This window comes from Actinomadura physcomitrii, assembly GCF_008923205.2.
Taxonomy (GTDB): Bacteria; Actinomycetota; Actinomycetes; order Streptosporangiales; family Streptosporangiaceae; genus Spirillospora; species Spirillospora physcomitrii.
Genome location: NZ_WBMS02000043.1, coordinates 60,474 through 81,320, shown reverse-complemented (window position 1 = coordinate 81,320; position 20,847 = coordinate 60,474). Strand labels below are relative to the sequence as shown.

The 20,847-nt window shown below is 75.7% G+C and carries 21 protein-coding genes and 2 pseudogenes; 11 read left to right on the top strand and 12 right to left on the bottom strand.

Annotated elements, in window-relative coordinates; translation table 11 throughout:
* Both F8568_RS37555 and F8568_RS37550 read left to right on the top strand, forming a co-directional pair.
* A partial coding sequence (locus tag F8568_RS37555; RefSeq protein WP_328601199.1) for a DUF3152 domain-containing protein occupies positions 1 to 752 on the top strand: 752 nt, incomplete at its 5' end.
* A 43-nt stretch (positions 753 to 795) separates the two neighbouring features.
* Positions 796 to 1,416, top strand: a complete 621-nt coding sequence (locus tag F8568_RS37550; RefSeq protein ID WP_151598374.1) for a YigZ family protein — start codon at positions 796 to 798, stop codon at positions 1,414 to 1,416.
* A 54-nt stretch (positions 1,417 to 1,470) separates the two neighbouring features.
* Here F8568_RS37550 and F8568_RS37545 read toward each other — a convergent pair whose 3' ends face one another.
* The 9 genes from F8568_RS37545 to F8568_RS37505 form a co-directional block, all read right to left on the bottom strand.
* Positions 1,471 to 1,722: a hypothetical protein gene (locus F8568_RS37545; RefSeq protein ID WP_151598373.1), complete on the bottom strand. Its 252-nt coding sequence runs from the start codon at positions 1,720 to 1,722 to the stop codon at positions 1,471 to 1,473.
* Positions 1,723 to 1,784: 62 nt separating this feature from the next.
* Entirely contained in the window at positions 1,785 to 2,846 is a 1,062-nt protein-coding gene (locus F8568_RS37540; RefSeq protein WP_151598372.1) for an NAD-dependent epimerase/dehydratase family protein, read from the bottom strand.
* 112 nt (positions 2,847 to 2,958) lie between these two features.
* Positions 2,959 to 3,552, bottom strand: coding sequence for a CGNR zinc finger domain-containing protein (locus F8568_RS37535; RefSeq protein WP_151598371.1), 594 nt, complete (start codon positions 3,550 to 3,552; stop codon positions 2,959 to 2,961).
* Between the two features lie 68 nt (positions 3,553 to 3,620).
* Entirely contained in the window at positions 3,621 to 3,818 is a 198-nt protein-coding gene (locus tag F8568_RS37530) for a hypothetical protein (protein WP_151598370.1), read from the bottom strand.
* Between the two features lie 102 nt (positions 3,819 to 3,920).
* Positions 3,921 to 4,697, bottom strand: coding sequence for a methylated-DNA--[protein]-cysteine S-methyltransferase (locus tag F8568_RS37525; RefSeq protein WP_151598369.1), 777 nt, complete (start codon positions 4,695 to 4,697; stop codon positions 3,921 to 3,923).
* Positions 4,694 to 5,359, bottom strand: coding sequence for an RNA polymerase sigma factor (locus F8568_RS37520; protein WP_328601198.1), 666 nt, complete (start codon positions 5,357 to 5,359; stop codon positions 4,694 to 4,696). Before F8568_RS37520 ends, F8568_RS37525 begins: the two co-directional genes overlap by 4 nt.
* Positions 5,360 to 5,422: 63 nt before the next feature.
* The gene (locus F8568_RS37515) at positions 5,423 to 6,088 is read right to left on the bottom strand and encodes a response regulator (RefSeq protein WP_151598368.1); all 666 of its coding nucleotides are present in this window, start codon (positions 6,086 to 6,088) and stop codon (positions 5,423 to 5,425) included.
* Entirely contained in the window at positions 6,085 to 7,494 is a 1,410-nt protein-coding gene (locus tag F8568_RS50780; protein ID WP_151598367.1) for a sensor histidine kinase, read from the bottom strand. The genes F8568_RS37515 and F8568_RS50780 overlap by 4 nt, the downstream gene beginning before the upstream one ends.
* Positions 7,495 to 8,278: 784 nt before the next feature.
* Entirely contained in the window at positions 8,279 to 9,073 is a 795-nt protein-coding gene (locus F8568_RS37505) for a phosphatase PAP2 family protein (RefSeq protein WP_328601197.1), read from the bottom strand.
* Between the two features lie 270 nt (positions 9,074 to 9,343).
* On the opposite strand from F8568_RS37505, the gene F8568_RS37500 reads away from it, so the two are divergent.
* The gene (locus F8568_RS37500; protein WP_151598366.1) at positions 9,344 to 9,979 is read left to right on the top strand and encodes an HAD family hydrolase; all 636 of its coding nucleotides are present in this window, start codon (positions 9,344 to 9,346) and stop codon (positions 9,977 to 9,979) included.
* A 54-nt stretch (positions 9,980 to 10,033) separates the two neighbouring features.
* On the opposite strand, the gene F8568_RS49990 is transcribed toward F8568_RS37500, so the two are convergent.
* Positions 10,034 to 11,062: a tyrosine-type recombinase/integrase gene (locus F8568_RS49990; RefSeq protein ID WP_328601196.1), complete on the bottom strand. Its 1,029-nt coding sequence runs from the start codon at positions 11,060 to 11,062 to the stop codon at positions 10,034 to 10,036.
* Positions 11,063 to 11,178: 116 nt separating this feature from the next.
* On the opposite strand from F8568_RS49990, the pseudogene F8568_RS50775 reads away from it, so the two are divergent.
* Together F8568_RS50775 and F8568_RS48970 are read left to right on the top strand one after the other, a co-directional pair.
* Positions 11,179 to 11,379: pseudogene (locus F8568_RS50775) on the top strand (DUF72 domain-containing protein); the annotation flags it as partial.
* Positions 11,380 to 11,419: 40 nt separating this feature from the next.
* A complete protein-coding gene (locus F8568_RS48970; RefSeq protein ID WP_236009883.1) occupies positions 11,420 to 11,569 on the top strand; it encodes a DUF72 domain-containing protein in 150 nt (49 codons plus the stop codon).
* Between the two features lies 1 nt (position 11,570).
* Here F8568_RS48970 and F8568_RS37485 read toward each other — a convergent pair whose 3' ends face one another.
* Positions 11,571 to 11,903, bottom strand: coding sequence for a YnfA family protein (locus F8568_RS37485; protein WP_151598364.1), 333 nt, complete (start codon positions 11,901 to 11,903; stop codon positions 11,571 to 11,573).
* Positions 11,904 to 12,271: 368 nt separating this feature from the next.
* Here F8568_RS37485 and F8568_RS37480 point away from each other — a divergent pair, with 368 nt between their 5' ends.
* From F8568_RS37480 to cydC, 6 genes are all read left to right on the top strand, one after another.
* On the top strand, positions 12,272 to 12,409 hold the full coding sequence (locus F8568_RS37480) for a hypothetical protein (protein ID WP_160573903.1): 138 nt from the start codon (positions 12,272 to 12,274) through the stop codon (positions 12,407 to 12,409).
* A 362-nt stretch (positions 12,410 to 12,771) separates the two neighbouring features.
* Positions 12,772 to 13,923, top strand: coding sequence for an MFS transporter (locus tag F8568_RS37475; protein ID WP_151598363.1), 1,152 nt, complete (start codon positions 12,772 to 12,774; stop codon positions 13,921 to 13,923).
* A gap of 212 nt (positions 13,924 to 14,135) precedes the next feature.
* Positions 14,136 to 15,323 carry a cytochrome ubiquinol oxidase subunit I gene (locus F8568_RS37470; protein ID WP_407924507.1) on the top strand — a complete coding sequence of 396 codons (1,188 nt, stop codon included), beginning with the start codon at positions 14,136 to 14,138 and terminating at the stop codon, positions 15,321 to 15,323.
* A gap of 53 nt (positions 15,324 to 15,376) precedes the next feature.
* Positions 15,377 to 16,120 (top strand): cytochrome d ubiquinol oxidase subunit II, encoded by a 744-nt coding sequence (locus F8568_RS37465; protein ID WP_151598361.1) that lies wholly within the window; start codon positions 15,377 to 15,379, stop codon positions 16,118 to 16,120.
* 22 nt (positions 16,121 to 16,142) lie between these two features.
* Positions 16,143 to 17,825, top strand: coding sequence for a thiol reductant ABC exporter subunit CydD (cydD, locus tag F8568_RS37460; RefSeq protein ID WP_328601195.1), 1,683 nt, complete (start codon positions 16,143 to 16,145; stop codon positions 17,823 to 17,825).
* On the top strand, positions 17,822 to 19,531 hold the full coding sequence (gene cydC, locus F8568_RS37455; protein ID WP_328601194.1) for a thiol reductant ABC exporter subunit CydC: 1,710 nt from the start codon (positions 17,822 to 17,824) through the stop codon (positions 19,529 to 19,531). The genes cydD and cydC overlap by 4 nt, the downstream gene beginning before the upstream one ends.
* Positions 19,532 to 19,554: 23 nt before the next feature.
* Here cydC and F8568_RS37450 read toward each other — a convergent pair.
* Positions 19,555 to 20,586, bottom strand: a pseudogene (locus tag F8568_RS37450) (aminotransferase class I/II-fold pyridoxal phosphate-dependent enzyme); the annotation flags it as partial.
* Positions 20,587 to 20,847: the final 261 nt, after the last annotated feature.

Genomic DNA, 20,847 nt, shown 5'->3' with positions numbered 1-20,847 from the left:
TGGCGGCGGTGCTGGGCGCCGGCGCCGCGGCGTGGCTGGCGCTGGGCCGCGGCGGCGACCACGCCCGCACCGCTGCGGCCCCGACGTCGGCCCCGCAGCCGGGTGCGGGCACGGCGTCCCCGCCGGCGCCGCCGTCCGGGCGGGCCGCGGGCAAGGCGGGCACGGCGGTGGTGCAGGGGCCGCTGGTCAACGGCCGCCGCCAGCCGCCCCGCGTCCAGATCCCCCATGCGGCGAGCGGCCGGTACGCCGTGGTGCCGGGCACCGCCGAGCCGAAGGGGACGCGCGGCACCCTCGTGCGCTACGCCGTGGAGGTCGAGCGGGGCCTGCCGATCACGGGCGCGGACTTCGCGGCGCAGGTGCAGCGGGTCCTCGACGACCCGCGCAGCTGGGGGCACGGCGGCACCATGCGGTTCGAGCGGGTGAGCCGCGGGCCGGTGCGGTTCCGGGTGTCGCTGTCGAGCCCGGCGCTGACCGACCGGATGTGCGCGCCGCTGGTCACCGGCGGGGAGCTGTCGTGCCGGCAGGGGAACCGCTCGGTGATCAACGCCCTGCGCTACGGCGAGGGCGCCGCGTCCTACGGCCGCGACCTGGCCTCCTACCGCGAGTACGTGATCAACCACGAGGTCGGGCACGCGCTGGGCCACGACCACCTGGGGTGCCCGGGCAAGGGCCGTCTCGCGCCGGTGATGGTGCAGCAGACCAAGTCCCTGTACGGGTGCGCCCCCAACCCGTGGCCGTTCCCCCGGGGCTGAGCCCGGCGGGCCGGGCGGTGCGGCGCCTAGACTCGGGACCGACATGCGCATGATCAAAGGCGGGGGCTCCCGCGAGCTGGAGATCCGCCGGTCCCGGTTCGTGTGCACGCTGGCGCGCGCGGCCGACGAGGACGAGGCGGTGCGGTTCCTGGCGCGGCACCGCCGCGCGCACCGCGACGCCACCCACAACTGCTCGGCGTACGTGGTCGGCGAGCACGGCGAGATCACCAAGAGCAGCGACGACGGGGAGCCGGCCGGGACGGCGGGGATCCCGATGCTGGAGGTGCTGGTGCGGCGCGGGCTGACCGGCACGGTCGCGGTCGTCACCCGCTACTTCGGCGGGGTGAAGCTGGGGGCGGGCGGGCTGGTGCGCGCCTACGGGCAGGCGGTGTCGGAGGCGGTCGACGCGGTCGGGGTGGTGGAGCTGCGGCCGGTGCTGACGGTGACGGTGCGGGTGGAGCACGCGCTGGCGGGCCGGTTCCTGGGGGATCTGCACGGCCGCGGCGCGCAGCCGTCGGACGTGCGCTACGGCGCCGCGGTGGAGGCGGACGTGGCGGTGCCCCTGGCGGAGGTGGAGGCGTTCGAGGCGTGGGCGGCGCAGGTCACCGCGGGCCGCGCCGAGGTGGCGCGCGGCGCGCCCGGCCACATCGAGGTGCCGGTCTGAGGGGCGCGTGCCGGGGCCGGGTGGGTCCGGTCGCGGCCGGGGATGCGGGGGGTGTCAGCCGCCGAGGCTGTCCAGGGCGGTGTCGAGCCGCTGGGCGAGCCGCTCGAGCTGCTCGTCGTTGGCGCCGGTGTCCAGTTCGGCGATGACGGCGTCCCGGGTGGTGATCACCATGGCGTCGGCCGGTTCGCCGCGTCCGCCGGGCATGGGGGAGACGATGGCGGCGTGCCCGCCGACGACGACGAGCGCGGCGTCGCGGTCGGTGGAGGCCAGCAGTTCGTGCAGGTGGGCTGGTGTGATGGTCGGCATCGGGTGACCTCCTGTGGGTGTTCGGCCGGGGCGTGCGGACCAGGACTGTGCGGGGCGGCGGGTCAGGGCTTGCGGCCGGCGCCGGTGGCGATCTCGCGGGCGCGGGTGGGGCCGCCGGCGCCCGGCGCCAGGGGCGGGGTGTCGCGTCCGGCGCCGGTGCGCAGGCCCTCCAGGAACTCGGCCATCGCGTCGCGGGCGGTGCGGTCGGGCGTCCAGCCGAGCTCGTCGCGGGCGCGCGCGGTGTCCATGATCGGCACTTGCAGGGCCAGGTCGAACAGGCCGGGCGAGGCGGGCACCAGGTGCAGGTTCCAGGCGGCGGCGAGCGCGGCGCGCACGCCGCGGGCGGGCAGCCGGACGGGGCGGGCGTCCAGCAGGCCGGCCAGGACGCCGGGGTCGATGACGGGGTCGGCGGCGATGTTGAAGGCGCCGCGGGCGTCGCCGAGCGTGGCGAGCGCGAACGCGCGCCCGGCGTCGGCGGAGTGCAGCGCCTGGAAGCGCAGGCCGGGCAGGTCGGGGACGAACGGGACGGTGCCGGGGCGCACGAGCCGGCCGGGCACCAGCGGGCCGGCGAACAGGCGGCGCTGCTGGGCGGCGCTCTGGCGTTCGAACACGAATCCGGGGCGCAGCCGCACGACGCGGGTCTGCGGGCGGCGGGCCTCGAAGGCGTCCAGGAGGCGTTCGGCGTAGGCCTTCTCGCGGCTGTAGGCGGCGCCGGGCCAGCCGTGGGTGGGCCAGGACTCGTCGACGGCGCGGTCCTTGGGGCCGGGGGAGTAGGCGCCGACGGAGGAGGCCACCACGAGCGCGGGCACGCCGGCGTCGGCGACGGCGTCCAGCACGCGGGTGGTGCCGACGACGTTGGAGTCCCAGGTGACGGCGGGCCGGTGGGTGGGCTGGAACAGCCAGGCGAGGTGGACGACGGCGTCGGCGCCGCGCAGCAGCGGGACCAGGTCGGTGTCGGTGACGTCGGCCTGGGCCCATTCGGTGGTGTCGCCGCCGCCGGCGCCGCGGGCGCCGGGTCCGCGGCGCGACAGCCCGAGGACGGAGGTGACGCGGGGATCGGCGGTGAGCGCTTCGACGGTGCTGGTGCCGATGTTGCCGGTGGCGCCGGTGACGACGACCCGCATGGTGTTCCCCCTCAGTCGTCCCTGCAGGTGGACGGCCCCATTCCCGCCAGAGGCCGCTCTACACGCGCGCGCGGCGGGCGGCGGGCGCGCGGCGGGCGGCGCGGCCCGGGGGTCAGGCGCGGGCGTCGGGGGAGGTGCGGCGGGCGCGGAACGCGGCGGCCTTGGCGCGGTTGCCGCACTGGCTCATGTCGCACCAGCGGCGGGTGCGGCGGCGGGAGGTGTCCAGGTACAGGCGGGTGCAGGGGTCGGCCTGGCATTCCTTGAGGACGCCGCGTCCCGCGCCGGCGCCGGCGCCGTCCCGGTCGCCGGGGGCGGCCGCGGCGGCGAGCAGGTCGACGGCGGCGCGTGCGGCGGCGGCCAGGACGGCGCCGGCGTCGCCGTCGCGGTGCACGCCGCCGTCGCCGGTGAGGCGGGGGACGGGCGGCGGCGCGGCGGCCCGCCGGTTGATCAGGTCGCGGTCGACGGCGGCGGGGGCGGCGCCGTGCAGGACGGCGGTGGCGGCGCGGTAGATCGCCTCGCGCAGGTCGATCGCGGCGGCGAGGTCGGCGGCGCTCACCGGGGGCGGGTCGGTGACCAGGCCGGCGGCGACGCTCCAGCGGGCCAGGTCGGCGGGGGAGGTGAGCAGGTCGCGGCGGTCGTCGCGGCGGTGCTGGACGGTCCCGGCGAGGTCCAGGGCGAGGTCGCCGGAGTGGAAGGTGAACACCATCCCCCCCATCGTAACCGCCTTGACAGGTTACTGGCGGCGGCCCGAGGAAGAATAACCGTCATGACCGGTTACTGATGGAGGTGCTCCAGGACGGTCCAGCGCACCCCGGCCCCACCGCCCCGCGGCACCGCGCCCCGAGCGGACGCCCGGCCGGCGGCACCGGAGGAGCGGACCGGCACCCCCACCGGCACCCGCACCGGCGCCGCACCCACGGGGACCGCGACGATGCCGGCGGTGTTCGTCCTGCTGTGGAGCAGCGCGTTCATCGCAGGCGCTGGACCCGCTCGCCGTCGCCGGCCTGGTCCTCGGCGGCGCCGGCGTCCTGCTGGCCGGCCGCCGCTGACACCCGCCGCACCCGGCCGGGCGGGTCAGGCGGGGGACGGGTCGGGGCCGTCCGGACGGCAGTGCCCGCACGGCCGGTACCCCGCGGCCCGCGCGGCGCCCAGATCCCGGAACCCGCGCCGGTGCGACGGCGCGATCCGGCGGGCGTCCGCGCAGGTCGGGAAGCACACGATCCCGGTGGTGTCGCTGCCGACCAGCCGCACCCCCCGCCGCGCCAGCCCCTCGACCTCGTCCACGTCGACGTCCTCGGCGCGCAGCAGCCGCTCCTTGGCCGCCGCCCCGAACACGTACTCGCCCAGCGACCCGTCCGACCGCGTCACCCGGTGGCAGGGGATCAGCAGCGGCACCGGGTTGCGGCCCAGCGCCGACCCGACCGCCCGCACCGCCTTCGGACGCCCCGCGCGCCGCGCCACCCACGCATACGGGCGGGTCTGCCCGCGCGGGATCGACGCCGCGGCCCGCAGCACCGCCGCCTCGAACCCGCTCAGCCCCCGCAGGTCCAGCCGTAGACCGCCCGGCCGCCCCGTCCGCAACGCCGCCGCCAGCCCCGCCGGCGGCGCGTCGGCGGGCAGCAGCGGCCGCGCGAACCGCGCCCGGAACGACGCGGTGAACTCCTCCTCGTCCAGCCCGGCCCGCACGTACGCCACACCGCGGTCGGTGAACGCCACCCGCAGCTCCTCCAGCGGCCCGTCCACCTCGACGCGGCGCGCCGCGATCCGGTCCAGCAGCGCGGGCGGCGCGTCGGCGGCGAGCCCGGCCAGGCCCTCCAGCAGCGCGTCGGACGCGGGATCGATGCCGCTCATCGGGCACCCCCTCCTTCCTGATCCTGGTGCAGCCGGCCCTCATCCCGGTGCAGGCGGCGCAGCCGCGCCAGGCCGCGCGACACGTGCGACTTCGCGGTGCCCTCCGGCACCCCCATCACCTCCGCGACCTCCGCGACCGGAAGGTCGGTGACGTGCCGCAGCACCACCGCCGCGCGCTGCGCCGCCGGCAGCTCGGCCAGCAGCCCCGCCAGCTCCCGCCCCGTCTCGTGCCGTGCCGCCGCGTCCTCCACGCCCTCGGCCGGGTCGGGCGGGTCCGGCGCGTCCTCCAGCGGCCCCGGCGGCGGCTTGCGCGCCGCGCTGCGCAGCCCGTTGCGCCACACGTTCGTCACAATGGTCAGCAGCCACGCCCGCGGCCGCAGGTCCGCGATCCGCTCCGGCCCGTACCCGCACAGCGCCCGGTAGGCGCGCAGGAACGCCTCGGCGGACAGGTCCTCGGCCTCCGCCCACCGGCCGCACAGCCGCAGCGCGGTGGAGAACACCGGCCCCCGGTACGCCTCGTACATCACCGCGAACCCGCCGTCCAGGTCGCCGGACAGCGCCGCGACGACCCGCGCGCCCGCCGCGTCGCCCCCGGCATCCGCGGCGGTGCCGCCGCCGGCCGCCGCGCCGGGCCGGATCGAAACCTCGTCGGTAACCGTCACATCCCCTTCAACACCGCCGCCGCCCGGCCCGTTGCACCCCGCACCGGCCCGCGCGGCCCGGGGTCAGCCGAGCCAGCCGGGACGGATCATCCCCGACTCGTAGGCCAGCACCACCAGCTGCGCCCGGTCCCGCGCCCCCAGCTTGGCCAGGATACGGCTGACGTGCGTCTTCGCCGTCGCCGGCGACAGCACCAGCCGCCCGGCGATCTCCTCGTTCGACAGGCCCTGCGCGACCAGCTCCAGCACCTCCCGCTCCCGCGCGGTCAGCGCGTCCAGCTCCACCGCCGGCGGCGGCGCGGAGATCCGGGACGCGAACTCGGCGATCAGCCGCCGCGTCACCGCCGGCGCCAGCAGCGCGTCACCGCGCGCCACCACCCGCACCCCGTGGATCAGCTCCGGCGGCTCGGTGTCCTTCACCAGGAACCCGCTCGCACCCGCCTTGATCGCCCCGTACACGTAGTCGTCCAGATCGAACGTCGTCAAGATCACCACCTTGACGGCGGCCAGCGCGGGGTCGGTCACGATCCGCCGGGTCGCCTCCAGACCGTCCAGCACCGGCATCCGCACGTCCATCAGCACCACGTCCGGGCGCAGCTCGCGCGCCAGCCGCACCGCCCGCTCACCGTCCCCGGCCTCGGCGACGATCTCGATGTCGTCCTCGCCCTCCAGGATCGACCGGAACCCGGCCCGCACGAGCGTCTGGTCGTCGGCCAGCGCCACCCGGATCACGTGTCCTCCCGCATCGCCCGCTCCGCTTCCCCGTCCGCCACCTGTTCTCCCGCTCCCTCGTCGTGCGCCCGCCGATCGGCCGGGGCGTCCAGCGGCAGCCGCGCCCGCACCCGGAACCCGCCGCCGGGACCCGGCCCCGCGGTCAGCTCACCGCCCACCGCGACCGCCCGCTCCCGCATCCCGCGCAGCCCGTTGCCGCCGGCCGACCCGCCGGGCGGGCCCGCCCCATCATCGTCGATCTGCACGATCACCGCGTCCGCAGTGCACCGCACCTCCACCGTCACCGTCTCCGCACCCGCGTGCCGCACGACGTTGGTGAGCGCCTCCTGCACGATCCGGTACCCGGCCAGCCCGACCGGCGCCGGCACCGCCGCCGGCCGCCCACCGCCCGCACCGCCCGCCGCGTCGTCGCCGTCCCCGGCGGCGAGGTCGCCGGCCCGCCGCACCCGCAACCCCGCAGCCGACGCGCGCTCCAGCAGCTCACCCACCCGCGCCAGCGACGGCACCGGCTCCACCGGCCCCGACCCGCCGGCGGGCTCGTCCACCTGCCGCAGCACCCCCAGCACCCCGCGCAGCTCCCGCAGCGTCTGCCGGCTCGCCGCCCTGATCGCCTCGAGCGCAGCGTACGCCCGCGCCGGATCGTCGCGCCGGTGCAGCGCCGCGCCCGCCTGCACGTTGATCAGCGAGATCTGGTGCGCGAGCACGTCGTGCAGCTCCCGCGCGATCCGCAGCCGCTCCTGCGCCTCCCGCCGCAGCGCCTCCTCCTCCCGGCCGCGCTCGGCCGCGGCGGCGCGCCGCTCGGCCTCCTCGACCCGGATCCGCCGCCCCCGCACGTACTGCCCGATCCCGACCATCAGCAGCAGCGCCAGCGACAGCGACGCCACGCCCCGCGCGTCCGCCACCGCGTCCGGATCGCCGCCGTCCCCGCCCCGCAGCGCCGAGGTGGTCAGGAACCCCGCGTTCACCACGATCACCGCGCCCAGCGACACGGCGAGCCGGCACCGCACCGCGGCGTTGAACAGCGCCACCAGGAACACGAACGCGATCGGCCCGTCCGGATACCCCAGCGGGTAGTACAGCGGCGGCACCGCGGTCGCCGCCACCAGCGGCACCACCGGATGCCGGCGCCGCCACGCCAGCGCCAGCGTCGCCACCGCGATCAGCGCCAGCCCGCCCGGCCACAGCGGGCGGTCCCCGGGCTTGACCGCGACCGCGCTCATCACCAGCGTGACCGCCAGCGCCGCCACCGCCGGCACCGCCTCGCCGGCCCGGCCGCGGCTCCACCGGCGGTCCCACTCCCGCCGGAACCGCACCGACCACGACGGCGCCGGCGGACTCGACGGGCCGGACAGGCCGGGCGCGGCGGGCCGCCCGGGGCGCCCGGGGCGCGGCGAGGGCACGGTCACCCGCCCACCGTAGCGGCCCCTGACTTTCGGCAGTATCACCGCAGATCACCGGCTTGTACCGTGGGCCGGGTGAACGACCCGGCCCCACCACCGTCCCGCGGCGCCCGGGGGAGCGGCACACGCCCGCCCCGCGCCCGCGGCCGCCCGGCCGACCGGCGGCCGCGTCTCCCGCGCCGTGAACGGCGCGCTGCGCGAGGCTCGCGCCGCCGTCCACCGGCCCCGCAGATCCCTGCTGGTCAAGGACATCGCGCTGTGGGCGATCCTGGCGCTGCCCGTCGCGTTCGACCTGCTGTCACCGCTCGCACCGGACACCCCGTCCTGGTGGCTGCGGATCGCCGGCCTCGGTGTCCTGGCCGCCGCCGTCACGATCTCCCGGACCCGCCCGACCGCCGCCCTGCTCACCGCCATCGCGCTGATCGGCGTGCACGGCAACTTCGCGTTGGCGATGCCCGTCATGTCCTACCTCACCGGGCTCCGCACGCCCCGCGCCCGCCCGGTGCTGCGGGTGTTCACCGCCGTGTTCGCCGCCGGCACCCTCGACAGACCGTCCACCGCCGTCCTGCCCCCGTACCGCTTCGTCAGACCACGCAACGCGATCACCACACCGCCCCTCCGGCTCGACACTCCGACACCGCCCGAACCTGAACGGCGGGGGAGCGGCCCCACACTGCCCGAACGCCACCCCCGACCCCCACTTTCGGCAGGAACCCGGCGCCCGCCCCGACGAACCGAACGGGCCGCCCCGGTGCCACCACCGGAACGGCCCGCCCACGACCCGCCGACGCTACGAACCCGGCCGATGATGCCGCCCCACCGCACCCCCGCCCTCGCCGGCGCCGCCGACACCCCGCACGCCGCCCATCACGTCCGGCATCGTCACCGCCGCATCGTCCACCCGCGTCACACCACCCGCGGCCGCCGGCACCCGCACCGCGCCCGCACGCGCAGCACCCGCCAGAGCAGCCACCGGACGCGCCCCCAGCAGCACCGCCCCCACCGCGAACCCCCGCAGGAAGTCCACCAGCGGCTCAGCCGCCCGCACCAGCACCAGCGCCACCACCGGAGCGACCACCACCCCCACACAGAACCCCGCCGCCACATCGTGCGGATAATGCACCCCCACGAACACCCGCGAGAACGCCATCAGCACCGCCAACGGCAGCACCAGCGGAGCCAGCGCCCGCCACACCACCACCAGCGCCGCCGCCGACGCCGCCGCGATCGTCGCGTGATTGCTCGGGAACGACCAGTCCCCGGGCGGCGGACACGACGCGATGTGCACCGCCCCCGGCACCGCCCGGCACGGCCGCTCCTCCCGGAGGAAATCCTTCGACACCTCGCTCACCAGATACGCCGCCACCATCGCCACCGGCGCCGACAACGCCAGCCCCATCGCCCGCCCGTCCAGGCCCCGCGCCCGCCACCAGCCCGCCACGAACAGCACCGCGAACAACAGCAGCCCCGCGTTCGTCCCCACGTCCGCCACCGAATGCACCCACGACGGCGTACCCCACGCCCACTCGGTGACGTCCCGGTACAGATCGACGCTGAAATCTGGCGCCTGCATGCTCTCCCTCACGATCGAGACGGCCGCCCGGCACCACATCAGACACCGGACGGACCGCCGGAGTTCACCCCACGTTCACCATCCCGTAGAGCTTGGCACGCCACACGATCACCCGCGCCGCAAACACCGCGCATCACCCAGAAGTCGACCCCCGACCCGACCAAAGACAGCCCCACCGCCTCGCACCACCGCGTCCCCGCCCGCGCCCGCCACAGCAACCGCCCACCACGGACCAGAAACCGACTCGCCCAGCACCACCGCCGTCCAGCACACTCACATCACGTGGGAAACCTGCACATCTTCGACATGGACGGCACCCTCCTCAACGGAACCACCGCCAACCTCCAACTCGCCCGCCACCTCGGCACCCTCACCGAACTCCACGCCCTCGAAGCCCGCTTCGCCGCCGGCACCCTCGACACCCGCAGCTTCTCCACCGAGATCCACCGCCTCTGGCGCCACCTCACCCCCCAGCACGTCACCGCCGCCTACACCGCAAGCCCCTGGCTCACCGGCATCGCCGACGTCTGCGCCGACATCCGCGCACGCGGCGAACACTGCGCCGTCATCACCATGTCGCCCGACTTCTTCGCCCGCCACCTCCTCGACCTCGGCTTCGATTACGTCATCGCCTCCCGCTTCCCCCCGCTCCCGTTCACCACCACACCCCTCGACACCACCGGCATCCTTAACCCCGACGACAAGGTCCGCATCACCGAGGAACTCCGCACCCACCACGGCCTCACCACCGACCAATGCGTCGCCTACGGCGACTCCATGTCCGACGCACCCCTCTTCCGCCACCTCACCAACACCATCGCCGTCAACGCCGACCACCACCTCGCCGGCATCGCCGCCCTCGACTACCGCGGCACCGACCTCACCGCCGCCTACACCCTCGCCCGCACCCTCCTATGACCCCACCGCAAAGGGCCGGGGGAGCGGCCACCCGGGGGAGGACCACCCGGCCGCTCACCCCCGCTCCACCGGCCCCAGCAACGGATGCACCCGCATCGCCGCCTCCAACTCACCCGGCAACTCATCCCGATACCGCCCCAACGTCGACAGATCCGAATGCCCCAGCACCCGCCGCACCGCATCCATGTCCGTCGCCGCCGCCAGCAGATGCGTCGCCGTCGTATGCCGCAACCCATGCGGCGTCACACTCCGCCGCCGCCCCGGCTCCACCCCCTCCAGCACCCGGTCGATCACCGCCTGCACATCACCCCGCGCCAACCGCCGCCCCCGCCACGACAACAGCAGCGCCCGCGGCTCCACCCCGCGATCCAACAGCACCCGCCCCTCCGCCAGATACGCGTCCAGCACCTCCACCACCGGACGAGGAAGCGGCACATCCCGCGTCCGCCCGCCCTTCCCGAAGATCCGCCAATACCGCATCCCCCCGTTGACGAAGAAGTCCTCCGCGTTCGCCCGCGTCAGCTCCGACACCCGCGGACCCACCGCCGCCAGCAACAACACGATCAACCCGTCCCGCAACTCCGTCCGCTGATCCACCCGCCGCCGCGGCGCCGGACCCGCCTCCGCCATATCCCGCGCCGCCCCCAGCAACCCCTCCGCCTGCTCCACCGTCAACGCCCGCCGCTCCGCCCGCAACCCGCCCCGATGCTTCGGCCGCACCGTCACCGCCACCATCGGGTCCAACTGCACCCACCCCGCCACCACCGCGTACCTGAAGAACGCCGACACCGACCGCCGGAACCGCGCCTGAGACGACGCGCTCTGTACCGCGCCACCGCCCTCCGCCTCCGACCCGGACCCCGCCGCGCGACGCCGCCCGTCCGGCTTGCGCGCGAACCCCAGCAGCACCTCATCGACGTCCGCCCCCGTCAGATCGTCCAGCACCCGGTCCGCGCCCGCCAGCTCCGCGAACGTCACCACGTCCCGCACGTACAGCTCCGCCGACGCCGGCGCCAGCGCGCCCGTCGAGCACTTCGCCCGAACCATCTCCGCATAACGGTCGACAGCCTCGGCCACGGTCACACGCTGAAGATCGGCAGGACGCACCCGCCGGACGCTACAGCCCGCCACCGACAAAACCGCCCCCCAGGCGGGTACCACCGCATCCGACGAACCATCCCGGGGGAGAGGAGCGGCCCGTGCTGATCGGCACATCCGGATGGCAGTACACCGACTGGCGCGACGTCCTCTACCCGCCCGGCGTCCCGCAACGCGCCTGGCTGCACCGCCACGGCGAAGTCTTCACCACCGTCGAGAACAACAACGCCTTCTACCGCCTCCCCAGACGCGACACCTTCGAGGCCTGGCGCGACAACACCCCGCCCGGCTTCGTCATGGCCGTCAAGGCCAGCCGCTACCTCACCCACATGAAACGCCTCAATGACCCCGCCGAACTACGACGACGCCACGCTCCGCGCCTGGGCCGACCGGCTGGGCGGAGCCGACGACGCCTACGTCTACTTCAACAACGATCCCGGGGGAGCGGCCGTCCGCAACGCCCTGCGCTTCATCGACCTCACCGCCGCGTAGGTCACGAGCGCGGCGCGTACATGATCAAACCGACGCCGGCCAGGCAGACCAGGGCGCCGGCGAGGTCCCACCGGTCCGGCCGGAACCCGTCGACGGCCACGCCCCACGCCAGCGATCCCGCGACGAACACGCCGCCGTAGGCGGCCAGGACCCGGCCGAAGTCGGGGGAGGGCTGCAACGTCGCCACGAACCCGTAGGCCCCGAGCACGGCCACGCCCGCCGCGATCCACCACGGCCCCCGATGCTCCCGCCAGCCCTGCCACACCAGCCACGCACCACCGATCTCCGCCAGTGCGGCCAGCAGGAACAGAGCGATAGAGCGCACGACCGTCATGCCGATCACCCTAGAGATCCCGCCACCGCGAGCCCGCTCAGCCCGCACTGGACAAACAACAACAAACTACTCAAACCAGACAGAACCTGGATTCTGTCTGGTTTGAGATAGGAAGCGAGCGTCCAACGCAAACGGACATGCAGCACTCCACGCCTTCTGCTCGGGCGCCCCAAACCTTGATCATCTGGGATGCCGGCCCGGGATGCGCCGCATCGCCTTCGGCCGGGGAGTGGCCCGGCACCTCGCGGGCCCGAGCCGAGCGCGACAATGGCGGGCGATGCCCGCACTCGACCAGCCTCCGCGGCTCGTCCCGCCGACCTCGACGGTCCGCGACTCCTTCGGCCCGAACCGTCGGGCATCGCCGGGGCGTGCCGTACAGCACGTACTGGTACGTGTCCGGCGAGCATTGCATCGGCACGCTGATCATCCGGCATCGGCTGACGCGCGAGCTCGCCGACACCGGCGGACACGTCGGCTATCACGTGGTCACGCCCTGGCGGCATTGACCCGTCGCACCGCGGTGAATCCGTCGCCAACGCCCCTCTCATCCCGGCTCCCCTGGATGGTCGATAATGAACATTATGTTAAGTAGCGGCCATGAGAGGGGCCGGCGCGGGCGCGCTCGACCGGCGGGGCGGCTTGTCCGCCTCGTCGGTGTGACCAGTCGGGTTGGTGGGCGTCGGCCATGACGCCGTTCTGGACGTCGATGACGAGCAGGGCGGTGTTGGGGCGGTTCGGCAGTGTGGTCATGGTGGTGCTCTCCGGGTGCGGGCGGGCGCGGGCAGGGTATTGAGTGGCGCTGACGGTTCTGTGTGCTTAGGGTCGCGGTATGACGTGGCGATGTTGACGCTTCTCCCCCGGGTCCGGGTTGGCTCGCAGGCTGTATGTCTACGCCTTCCTTGAGGACTTCATTCTTCTTTATCCGGTTTATTCGGTGCTGTTCGCCGAGGCCGGGTTGTCGGCCGCGCAGATCTCGTCGTTGTTCGTGGTCTGGTCGGTGACGGGTTTCGTCGTCGAGCTGCCCGCCGGGCTGTGGGCGGACGTGTTCTCGCGGCGGTCGCTGCTGGTGGCCGCTCCCCTGCTGGCCGGCGCGGGTTTCGGTCTGTGGGCGTTCGTCCCGTCGTATCCGGCGTTCGCGGCGGGGTTCGTGTTGTGGGGCGCGGGGTCGTCGCTGCGGTCGGGGGCGTTGCAGGCGCTGGTGTACGAGGCGCTGGAGCGGTCGGGGGACGCGGGTTCGTACGCGCGGTTGATCGGGCGTTCGGAGGCGGTGGCGCTGCTGGGGGTGGTGGCGGCGAGCGCGGTGGCGTCGCCGGTGCTGGCGGTGGGCGGTTACCGGTCGCTGGGTGCGGTGAGCGTCGCGGCGTGCGCGGGGTGTGCGGTGGCGGGCTGGTTCCTGCCGGAGGAGCGGGCGGTGCGGGTGGCGGGCGGGGTGTCGTTGGCGGGGGTGCTGCGGGAGGGTGCGGCGCAGGTGCGGCGTGATCCGGCGGTGCGGGGTGCGCTGGTGCTGGCGGCGGTGGTGACGGGGGTGACGTCGGTGGACGAGTACGTGCCGTTGCTGGTGCGGGCGACGGGGGTGGCGGCGGTGTGGGTGCCGTTGCTGGTGCTGGTGGTGATGGCGGGCGATGCGGCGGGCGGCTGGATGGCGGGGCGGGGCGGGAGGTGGCTGGGTCCGGTGGTGGGGGCGGGTGCGGTGCTGCTGGCGGCGGGGTCGGCGGGCGGGTCGGTGTGGGGTGTGCCGTTGGTGGCGGCGGCGTTCGGTGCGTTCCGGTGGTCGGTCGCGGCGGTGGACGCGCGGTTGCAGGAGCGGGTGGGCGACGGGGCGCGGGCGACGGTGACGTCGTTGGCGGGGTTCGGGACGGACGTGGTGTCGGTGGCGGTGTTCGGCGGGTACGCGGTGGGGTCGGCGTGGGCGGGGCCGGGGGTGCTGATGGCGGTGGCGGCGGTGCCGTTCGGTGTGGTGGCGGTGGTGGTGGGGGTGTCGGGGCGGCGGCGCCGGGGTGGTGTTCTCCGCGGGGAGTAGGCGGGGCGGCGGTGTACATCCCGGGTTGTAGGGGGCGGGGGTCCGGTACGCGAAACGTGCAGTGCGGTTCGGGGCTTGCGCAGGATTCGCGGAGGGGGTGCGGGGCCGGATGATCGGGGCGTGGTTTCCGGCGATCGTTCGTGGGGGTTGTGCTGATGGACCCGTTGGTGCTGGCGCGCGTGCAGTTCGCGTTGACGGCCGGTTCGCATTTCCTGTTCGTGGCGCTGACGTTGGGGTTGGCGACGCTGGTGGCGTTGATGCAGACGCGGGCGACGCTGTCGGGGGGTGCGGTGCATGCGCGGATGACGCGGTTCTGGGGGCAGCTGTATGTGGTGAATTATGCGGTGGGGATCGTCACGGGGCTGGTGATGGAGTTCCAGTTCGGGTTGAACTGGGCGGGGATGTCGCGGTTGACGGGCGGGGTTTTCGGGGCGCCGCTCGCGCTGGAGACGATCGGGGCGTTCTTCGTCGAGTCGACGTTCCTGGGGTTGTGGATCTTCGGGTGGAATCGGCTGAACCGGTGGGTGCATCTGGGGCTGATCTGGGTGGTGACGCTGACGGCGTATCTGTCGGCGTACTTCGTGCTGGTGGCCAACGGGTGGATGCAGCGTCCGGTGGGTTACGAGGTGCGGGACGGGGCGGCGCGGCTGACGGACGCGGGGGCGCTGCTGGGCAATCCGACGGCGCTGCTGGCGTTCGGGCATGTGCTGTTCGGGGGGTTGCTGACGGCGGGGTTCTTCGTGGCGGGCGTGAGCGGCTATCACCTGCTGCGGCGGACGGCGGAGGTGGAGTTCTTCCGGCGGTCGATGCGGGTCGGGCTGGTGACGGTGATGGCGGCGGTGATTCCGGTGGTGGTCGTCGGTGGGATGCAGTACCAGTACCTGCAGCCGACCAAGACCGGCGGTGACGACGCCGCGGCGGCGGTGGCGGACTTCACGGCGCGGTTCGGGCCGGGCGACTACATGGCGCCGGGGGTGGCGCGCGCCGGTGAGGCGGTGATGACGGGGCTGTGGTCGCTGATGCTGCTGCTGGCGGTGGTGGCGCTGGTGAAGGTGTGGTGGGGGCGGTGGCTGGTGCGGGGGCGGGTGTTCCACGTGGTGATGGTGTGCGCGGTGCCGCTCCCCTACGTCGCGATGCTGGCGGGCTGGGTGTTCCGTGAGGTGGGGCGGCAGCCGTGGATGGTGTACGGGGTGCTGAGGACGCGGGATGCGCTGTCGCCGGGGGTGGGGTCGGGGACGATCGCGGTGTCGTTCGCGGCGTTCACGGCGCTGTTCGCGGTGCTGGTGGGGGTGAACGCGTGGCTGCTGGCGCGGGTCGCGCGGCGGGGTCCGGGCGGGGCGGTTCTGGGGGCTTCTCCCCCGGTGGCGCCGTCGTCGCCGGCGGTGTCGGCGACGTTCTGAGCTCGGTTATCTGACGGTGCGGGTTCTGTGACGGTGGGACGGGAGTGTGCGTGATGGTGTCTCTTGCGGTGGTGCTGCTGGCGGTGTTCGCCGGCGGGTACCTGGTGCTGGCGGGCGCGGACGTCGGGGTGGGGATGCTGCTGCCGTGGCTGGGGCGGGGCCAGCGGGAGCGGCGGGTGGTGATCGCGTCGTTCGCGCCGTTCTTCCTCGGCAACGAGGTGTGGCTGGTGGTGTCGGCGGGTCTGGTGGCGGGTGCGTTCCCGGGGTTGGAGCACCGGCTGCTGGCGGATCTGTATCCGGTGGCGGGGGTGCTGCTGTTCGGGTGGGTCGTGCGGGACATGGGGCTGTGGCTGCGCGGCCGGGTGGACGCGGCGGGCTGGCGGGCGGTGTGCGATGGCGCGGTGGTGGCGGGGAGTTGGGCGCTGGCGCTGGCGTGGGCGGCGCTGCTGGGGTCGGTGCTGGGCGGCGGGGGTCTGAACGCGGGCAGTGTGCTGGGGTTGCCGCTGGCGGTGCTGTTCGCTTGGCATGGTGCGGGGTTCGCGCGGTTGCGGTTGTCGGGTGATGCGGCGGTGCGGGCGGCGCGGGGTCGTGGCCGGTTCGGGGTGTCGGGGCTGGTGCTGGTGGCGGTGCTGCTGGTGGCGGGTGTGCGGGTGCCGTGGTCGCAGGTGGTCGCGCAGGGTGGTGGGCTGTCGTTGACGGCGGTGTCGGCGGCGGTGCTGCTGCCGTTGCTGGGGGCGTCGCAGGCGCTGGTGTGGCGGACGTTCTGGGGGCGTGTCGACTCCCCCTCCTATCTGTGAGCCGGGGGCTGGGGTGAAGGGTGTGGAGCGGCGTCTGCTGGGGCTGGTGCCTGGGCGGGTGCTGGTGGCGCTGGGTGTGCTGGCGGCGGGGCAGGGTGTGCTGCTGGTGGTGGCGGCGGGTGTGCTGGCGGGGGCGGTGGCGGGTCTGGATGCGGGGCGGCTGGTGTGGCTGGTGGCGGCGGTGGCGGGCCGGGCGGTGCTGGTGTGGGTGTCGTCGCTGGTGGCGGGGCGTGTGGCGGTCGGGGTGAAGCGGGGGCTGCGGGAGGCGCTGCTGGCGGGCGGTGCGGTGGACGTGTCGGTGGATCCTTCGGTGGATGCGGGGGCGCGGGTGACGTTGCTGACGCGGGGGCTGGACGCGGTGGACCCGTTCTTCGCGGGGTACGTGCCGCAGTTGCTGGCGGCGTGCGTGGTGCCGCCGCTGGTGGTGGTGCGGCTGGCGGCGGCGGACTGGGCGTCGGCGGTGGTGGTGCTGGCGACGTTGCCGCTGGTGCCGGTGTTCGGTGTGCTGGTGGGGGCGCGGACGGCGGCGCTGACGGGCCGGCAGTGGGCGTCGCTGCAGCGGCTCGGTGGGCATTTCCGGGATGTGGTGGCGGGTTTGGCGACGTTGCGGGCGTTCGGGCGGACGGGGCACCAGTCGGGTGTGGTGCGGGCGCTGGCGCGGGAGCATCGGCGGGCGGCGGCGGGGGCGCTGCGGGTGGCGTTCCTGTCGGCGCTGGTGCTGGAGCTGGTGTGCGCGTTGTCGGTGGCGGTGGTGGCGGTGCCGGTGGGGTTGCGGCTGCTGGAGGGCGGGATGGCGCTGTCGACGGGGCTGTTGGTGCTGGTGCTGACGCCGGAGGCGTATCTGCCGTTGCGTGCGCTGGGTGCGCGGTTCCATGCGAGCGCGGAGGGGGTGGCGGCGGCCGAGGAGGCGTTCGCGGTGCTGGACGCGCCGCCGGCGTCGCGCGCGGGCCGGGCCGTGGTGGGCGAGGGTGTGCCGGAGATCGTGCTGGAGCGGGTGACGGTGCGGTATCCGGGTGCGGGGCGGGCGGCGCTGGAGGAGGTGTCGCTGCGGATCGGGGCGGGTGAGCGGGTCGCGGTGACGGGGCCGTCGGGTGCGGGCAAGTCGACGCTGCTGCTGGTGGTGGCGGGGCTGGTGGCTCCGGTGTCGGGGCGGGTGCTGGTGGACGGGGTGGATCTGGCGGAGCTGGATCCGGTGGCGTGGCGGCGGCGGCTGGGGTGGGTGCCGCAGCGTCCGCATCTGTTCGCGGCGTCGGTCGCCGACAACATCCGGCTCGGTGATCCGGACGCGGGCCGGGACCGGGTGGTGGAGGCGGCGCGGGCGGCGGTCGCCGACGGGTTCGTCGCGGCGATGCCGCGGGGGTATGCGACGGTGCTGGGCGAGGGCGGTGCGGGGGTGTCGGCGGGGCAGCGGCAGCGGCTGGCGGTGGCGCGGGCGTATCTGGCGGGTGGTCCGGTGATGCTGCTGGACGAGCCGACGGCGCGGTTGGACGTGGCGAGTGAGCGGGCGCTGGTGCGGGGTGCGGCGCGGCTGCTGGAGGGGCGGACGGCGCTGGTGGTGGCGCATCGTCCGGCGTTGTTGTCGCTGGCGGACCGGGTGGTGCGGCTGCGGGGCGGGCGGCTGGCGGGACCGGCGCCGGGCGGCGCGGACGCGGACGGGATCGAGGACGGGATCGAGGACGGGATCGAGGGGGGTAGGGCGGCGTGAGGGCGCTGTGGGGTGCGGTGCGGCCGCACGCGGTGCGGCTGGTGGCGGCGGCGCTGGCGGGTGTGGCGGCGGAGGTGTGCGGGCTGGCGCTGGTCGCGACGGCGGCGTGGCTGATCGCGCGGGCGTCGCAGCGTCCGGAGCTGGCGGTGCTGTCGGTGGCGATCGTGGCGGTGCGGGGTTTCGCGCTGGCGAAGGGGGCGCTGCGGTACGCCGAGCGGCTGGCGGGCCATGACGCGGCGCTGCGGGCGCTGGCGGAGCTGCGGGGGCGGGTGTTCGACGCGCTGGCGGCGCGGCGGCGCGGGGACGCGGGGCTGCGCGACGGCGGGGCGCTGACGCGGATGGTGTCGGACGTGGAGGCGGTACAGGACCTGCTGTTGCGGTGCGTGCTGCCGGGGGTCGCGGCGGTGGTGTGCGGGGTCGTGGGTGTGGCGGTGTGCGGGCTGGTGGCGTCGGCGTCGGCGGTGGTGCTGGCGGTGGGGGTGCTGGTGGCGGGGCCGGTGCTGGCGTCGGTGGCGGCGGGTGCGTCGGGGCGGGCGGCGGCGCGGGTCTCGGTGGGGCGTGAGGAGTTGGCGGTGCGGGCGCTGGACGTGCTGGAGGGCGCGGCGGACCTGAGCGTGTTCGGTGCGGACGCGCGGTTCGGTGCGGTGGCCGCGGATGCCGCCGAGGGTCTGCGGCGCGCCGAGCGGGCGGCGGGGAGGGTGTCGGCGCTGGTCGCCGGGGCGGGTGTGGTGGTGCAGGGGTGCGTGGTGGCGGCGGTGGTGTGGGCGGCGCTGCGCGGTGGCGCGGATCAGGTGGGGGCGGCGGTGGCGGGTCTGTCGGCGCTGGCGGCGGTGGAGTCGGTGCCGGCGCTGGCGGCGGCCGTGCGGCGGCTGCGGGAGGTGTGGCCGGCGGTGCGGCGGGTGGAGTCGGTGCTGGCCGCTCCCCCGGCGCCGCGTCCGGTGGGTGCGGTGGCGGTGCCGGAGGGGCCGCTGGGGGTGGAGCTGCTGGGTGTGCGGGTGTCGTACGGGGGCGGTGGCCGGGCGGCGCTGGACGGGGTGGATCTGCGGGTGGAGCGGGGCCGGCGGGTGGCGGTGGTGGGCGCGAGCGGGGCGGGCAAGAGCACGCTGCTGGCGGTGGTGGCCGGTGAGGTGGTGCCGCGGGCGGGCGCGGTGCTGGTCGGCGGCCGCGACCCGGCCGTCTACGGGGACGGTGACGGGGACGGGTGGGGTGCGGTGCGGGGGTTGATGCAGGACGCGCACGTGTTCGCCGGGTCGGTGCGGGCGAACCTGCTGCTGGCGCGTCCGGGCGCGGCGGACGGCGAGGTGGAGGCGGCGGCGCGGCGGGCGCGGTTCCTGGAGGTGGTGGAGGGGCTGCCGGACGGGTGGGACACGCCGATCGGGACGGGCGGGCACGGGTTGTCGGGCGGGCAGCGGCAGCGGCTGCTGCTGGCGCGGGCGCTGCTGGCCGACCCGCCGGTGCTGGTGCTGGACGAGCCGGCGGAGGCGCTGGATCCGGTGATGGCCGATGCGGTGACGCGGGACCTGCTGGCGGCGCCGGGCGGCGGGACGCTGCTGCTGGTGACGCACCGGCTGGCGGCGCTGGACGCGGCGGACGAGGTGGTGGTGATGGACCGCGGCCGGGTGGTGCAGCGCGGCCGCCACCGGGATCTGGTCGCGGTGCCGGGCCCGTACCGGGAGTTGTGGGACGCCGAGCTGCTGGCCGCGTGAGACCCCGCGGGGACGGGCGGGGTCCGCATGCCCTGGTGCCGCAGGTGCTGGCGGGTGCCCAGGGAGCCGGGGTCCTCGACGGCGATGGTGCCGAGGCCGTCGTCGCGCAGCACCTGGGCGAGCAGGCCGAGGGCCTGGGCGGTGCCGGCGACGATGACGATGTCGGCGGGGTCGGCGCGGATGCCGCGGTTGCGGGCCAGCCATCCGGCGACGGCGGTGCGCAGCGCGGGGGTGCCGCGCGAGTCGCCGTAGCCGAACGACGGCGCGGACAGGGTGGACAGGACGCGGCGTTCGGCGCGCAGCCACGCGGCGCGGGGGAAGGCGGCCAGGTCGGGGACGCCGGGTGACAGGTCGATGCGGGCGGGTGCGGCGCGCAGGACGTCGAACGCCTCGGCGCCGGGCCGGTCGGCGAACACCGTCCGCGGCGGCTCGGGCCGGCCGGGCCGGCCGGGGGCGGGTGACGGTGGCGGCGGGGCGGTGAGGGGCGCGGCGACGACGATGGTGCCGGCGCGGCCGCGGCCGGCGAGGTCGCCGTCGTCGATGAGGCGCTGGTAGGCGTCGGTGACCACGCCGCGCGACACGTGCAGGTCCGCGGCCAGTACGCCGCCGGCGGGCAGGCCGGCGCCGCCTACCCGCCCGGCGCCCGCGTCCTGGAGGTCGGCTGCGGCGTCGGCGCCCAGACCGTCCACCTGCTGGAGTCCTCCCCCGGCGCCGACCTCACCGACTGGACGTGTCCGTCGCGTCCCTCGCGCAGGCCCGCTGACCCGGCGCCGGGTCAGCGGGGGTCGCTCGGGCAGTAGCGGGCCCAGCGGGCCGAGGTCGAGGTTCAGGTCGCCGTCGCTCAGGTCGAAGTGGTCCTTCAGCCGGGTCATCGCCTTGTCCAGCCGCATCAGCGCCAGGCCGAGCCGCTCGATCTGCTCGTCGGTGAGGTCGCCGCCCTCGGCGCGGCGCAGCGCCTGCCGCTCCATCAGCTGCCGGACCAGCTCCACCAGCGTCAGCACCAGCTTCACCAGGTCCCGCTCGACGGTGTCGGGGTCGGTGCGCAGCCGCTGCATCGTCCGAGCGGACCGCCGGCGCAGCCGCTCGGCGTGCGCGGGCGCGCGGGTCGCGCGGACCGGCGCGTCGGCGGACGCGCCGGCGGACGCGCCGGCGGTGCGGCCGGCGAGGATGTCGTCGGTGAGCGGGTCGCCGCCGGCGGGGTCGCGCACCGACACCTCGCCCGACACCGGCGCACGCTCGGCGCCGCGGCGGCGGGATTCTCGCCCGCGCCGCCGCGGCGGCCTCTGTCCGCCTGCACGCCCTGCACTTGGGGCACA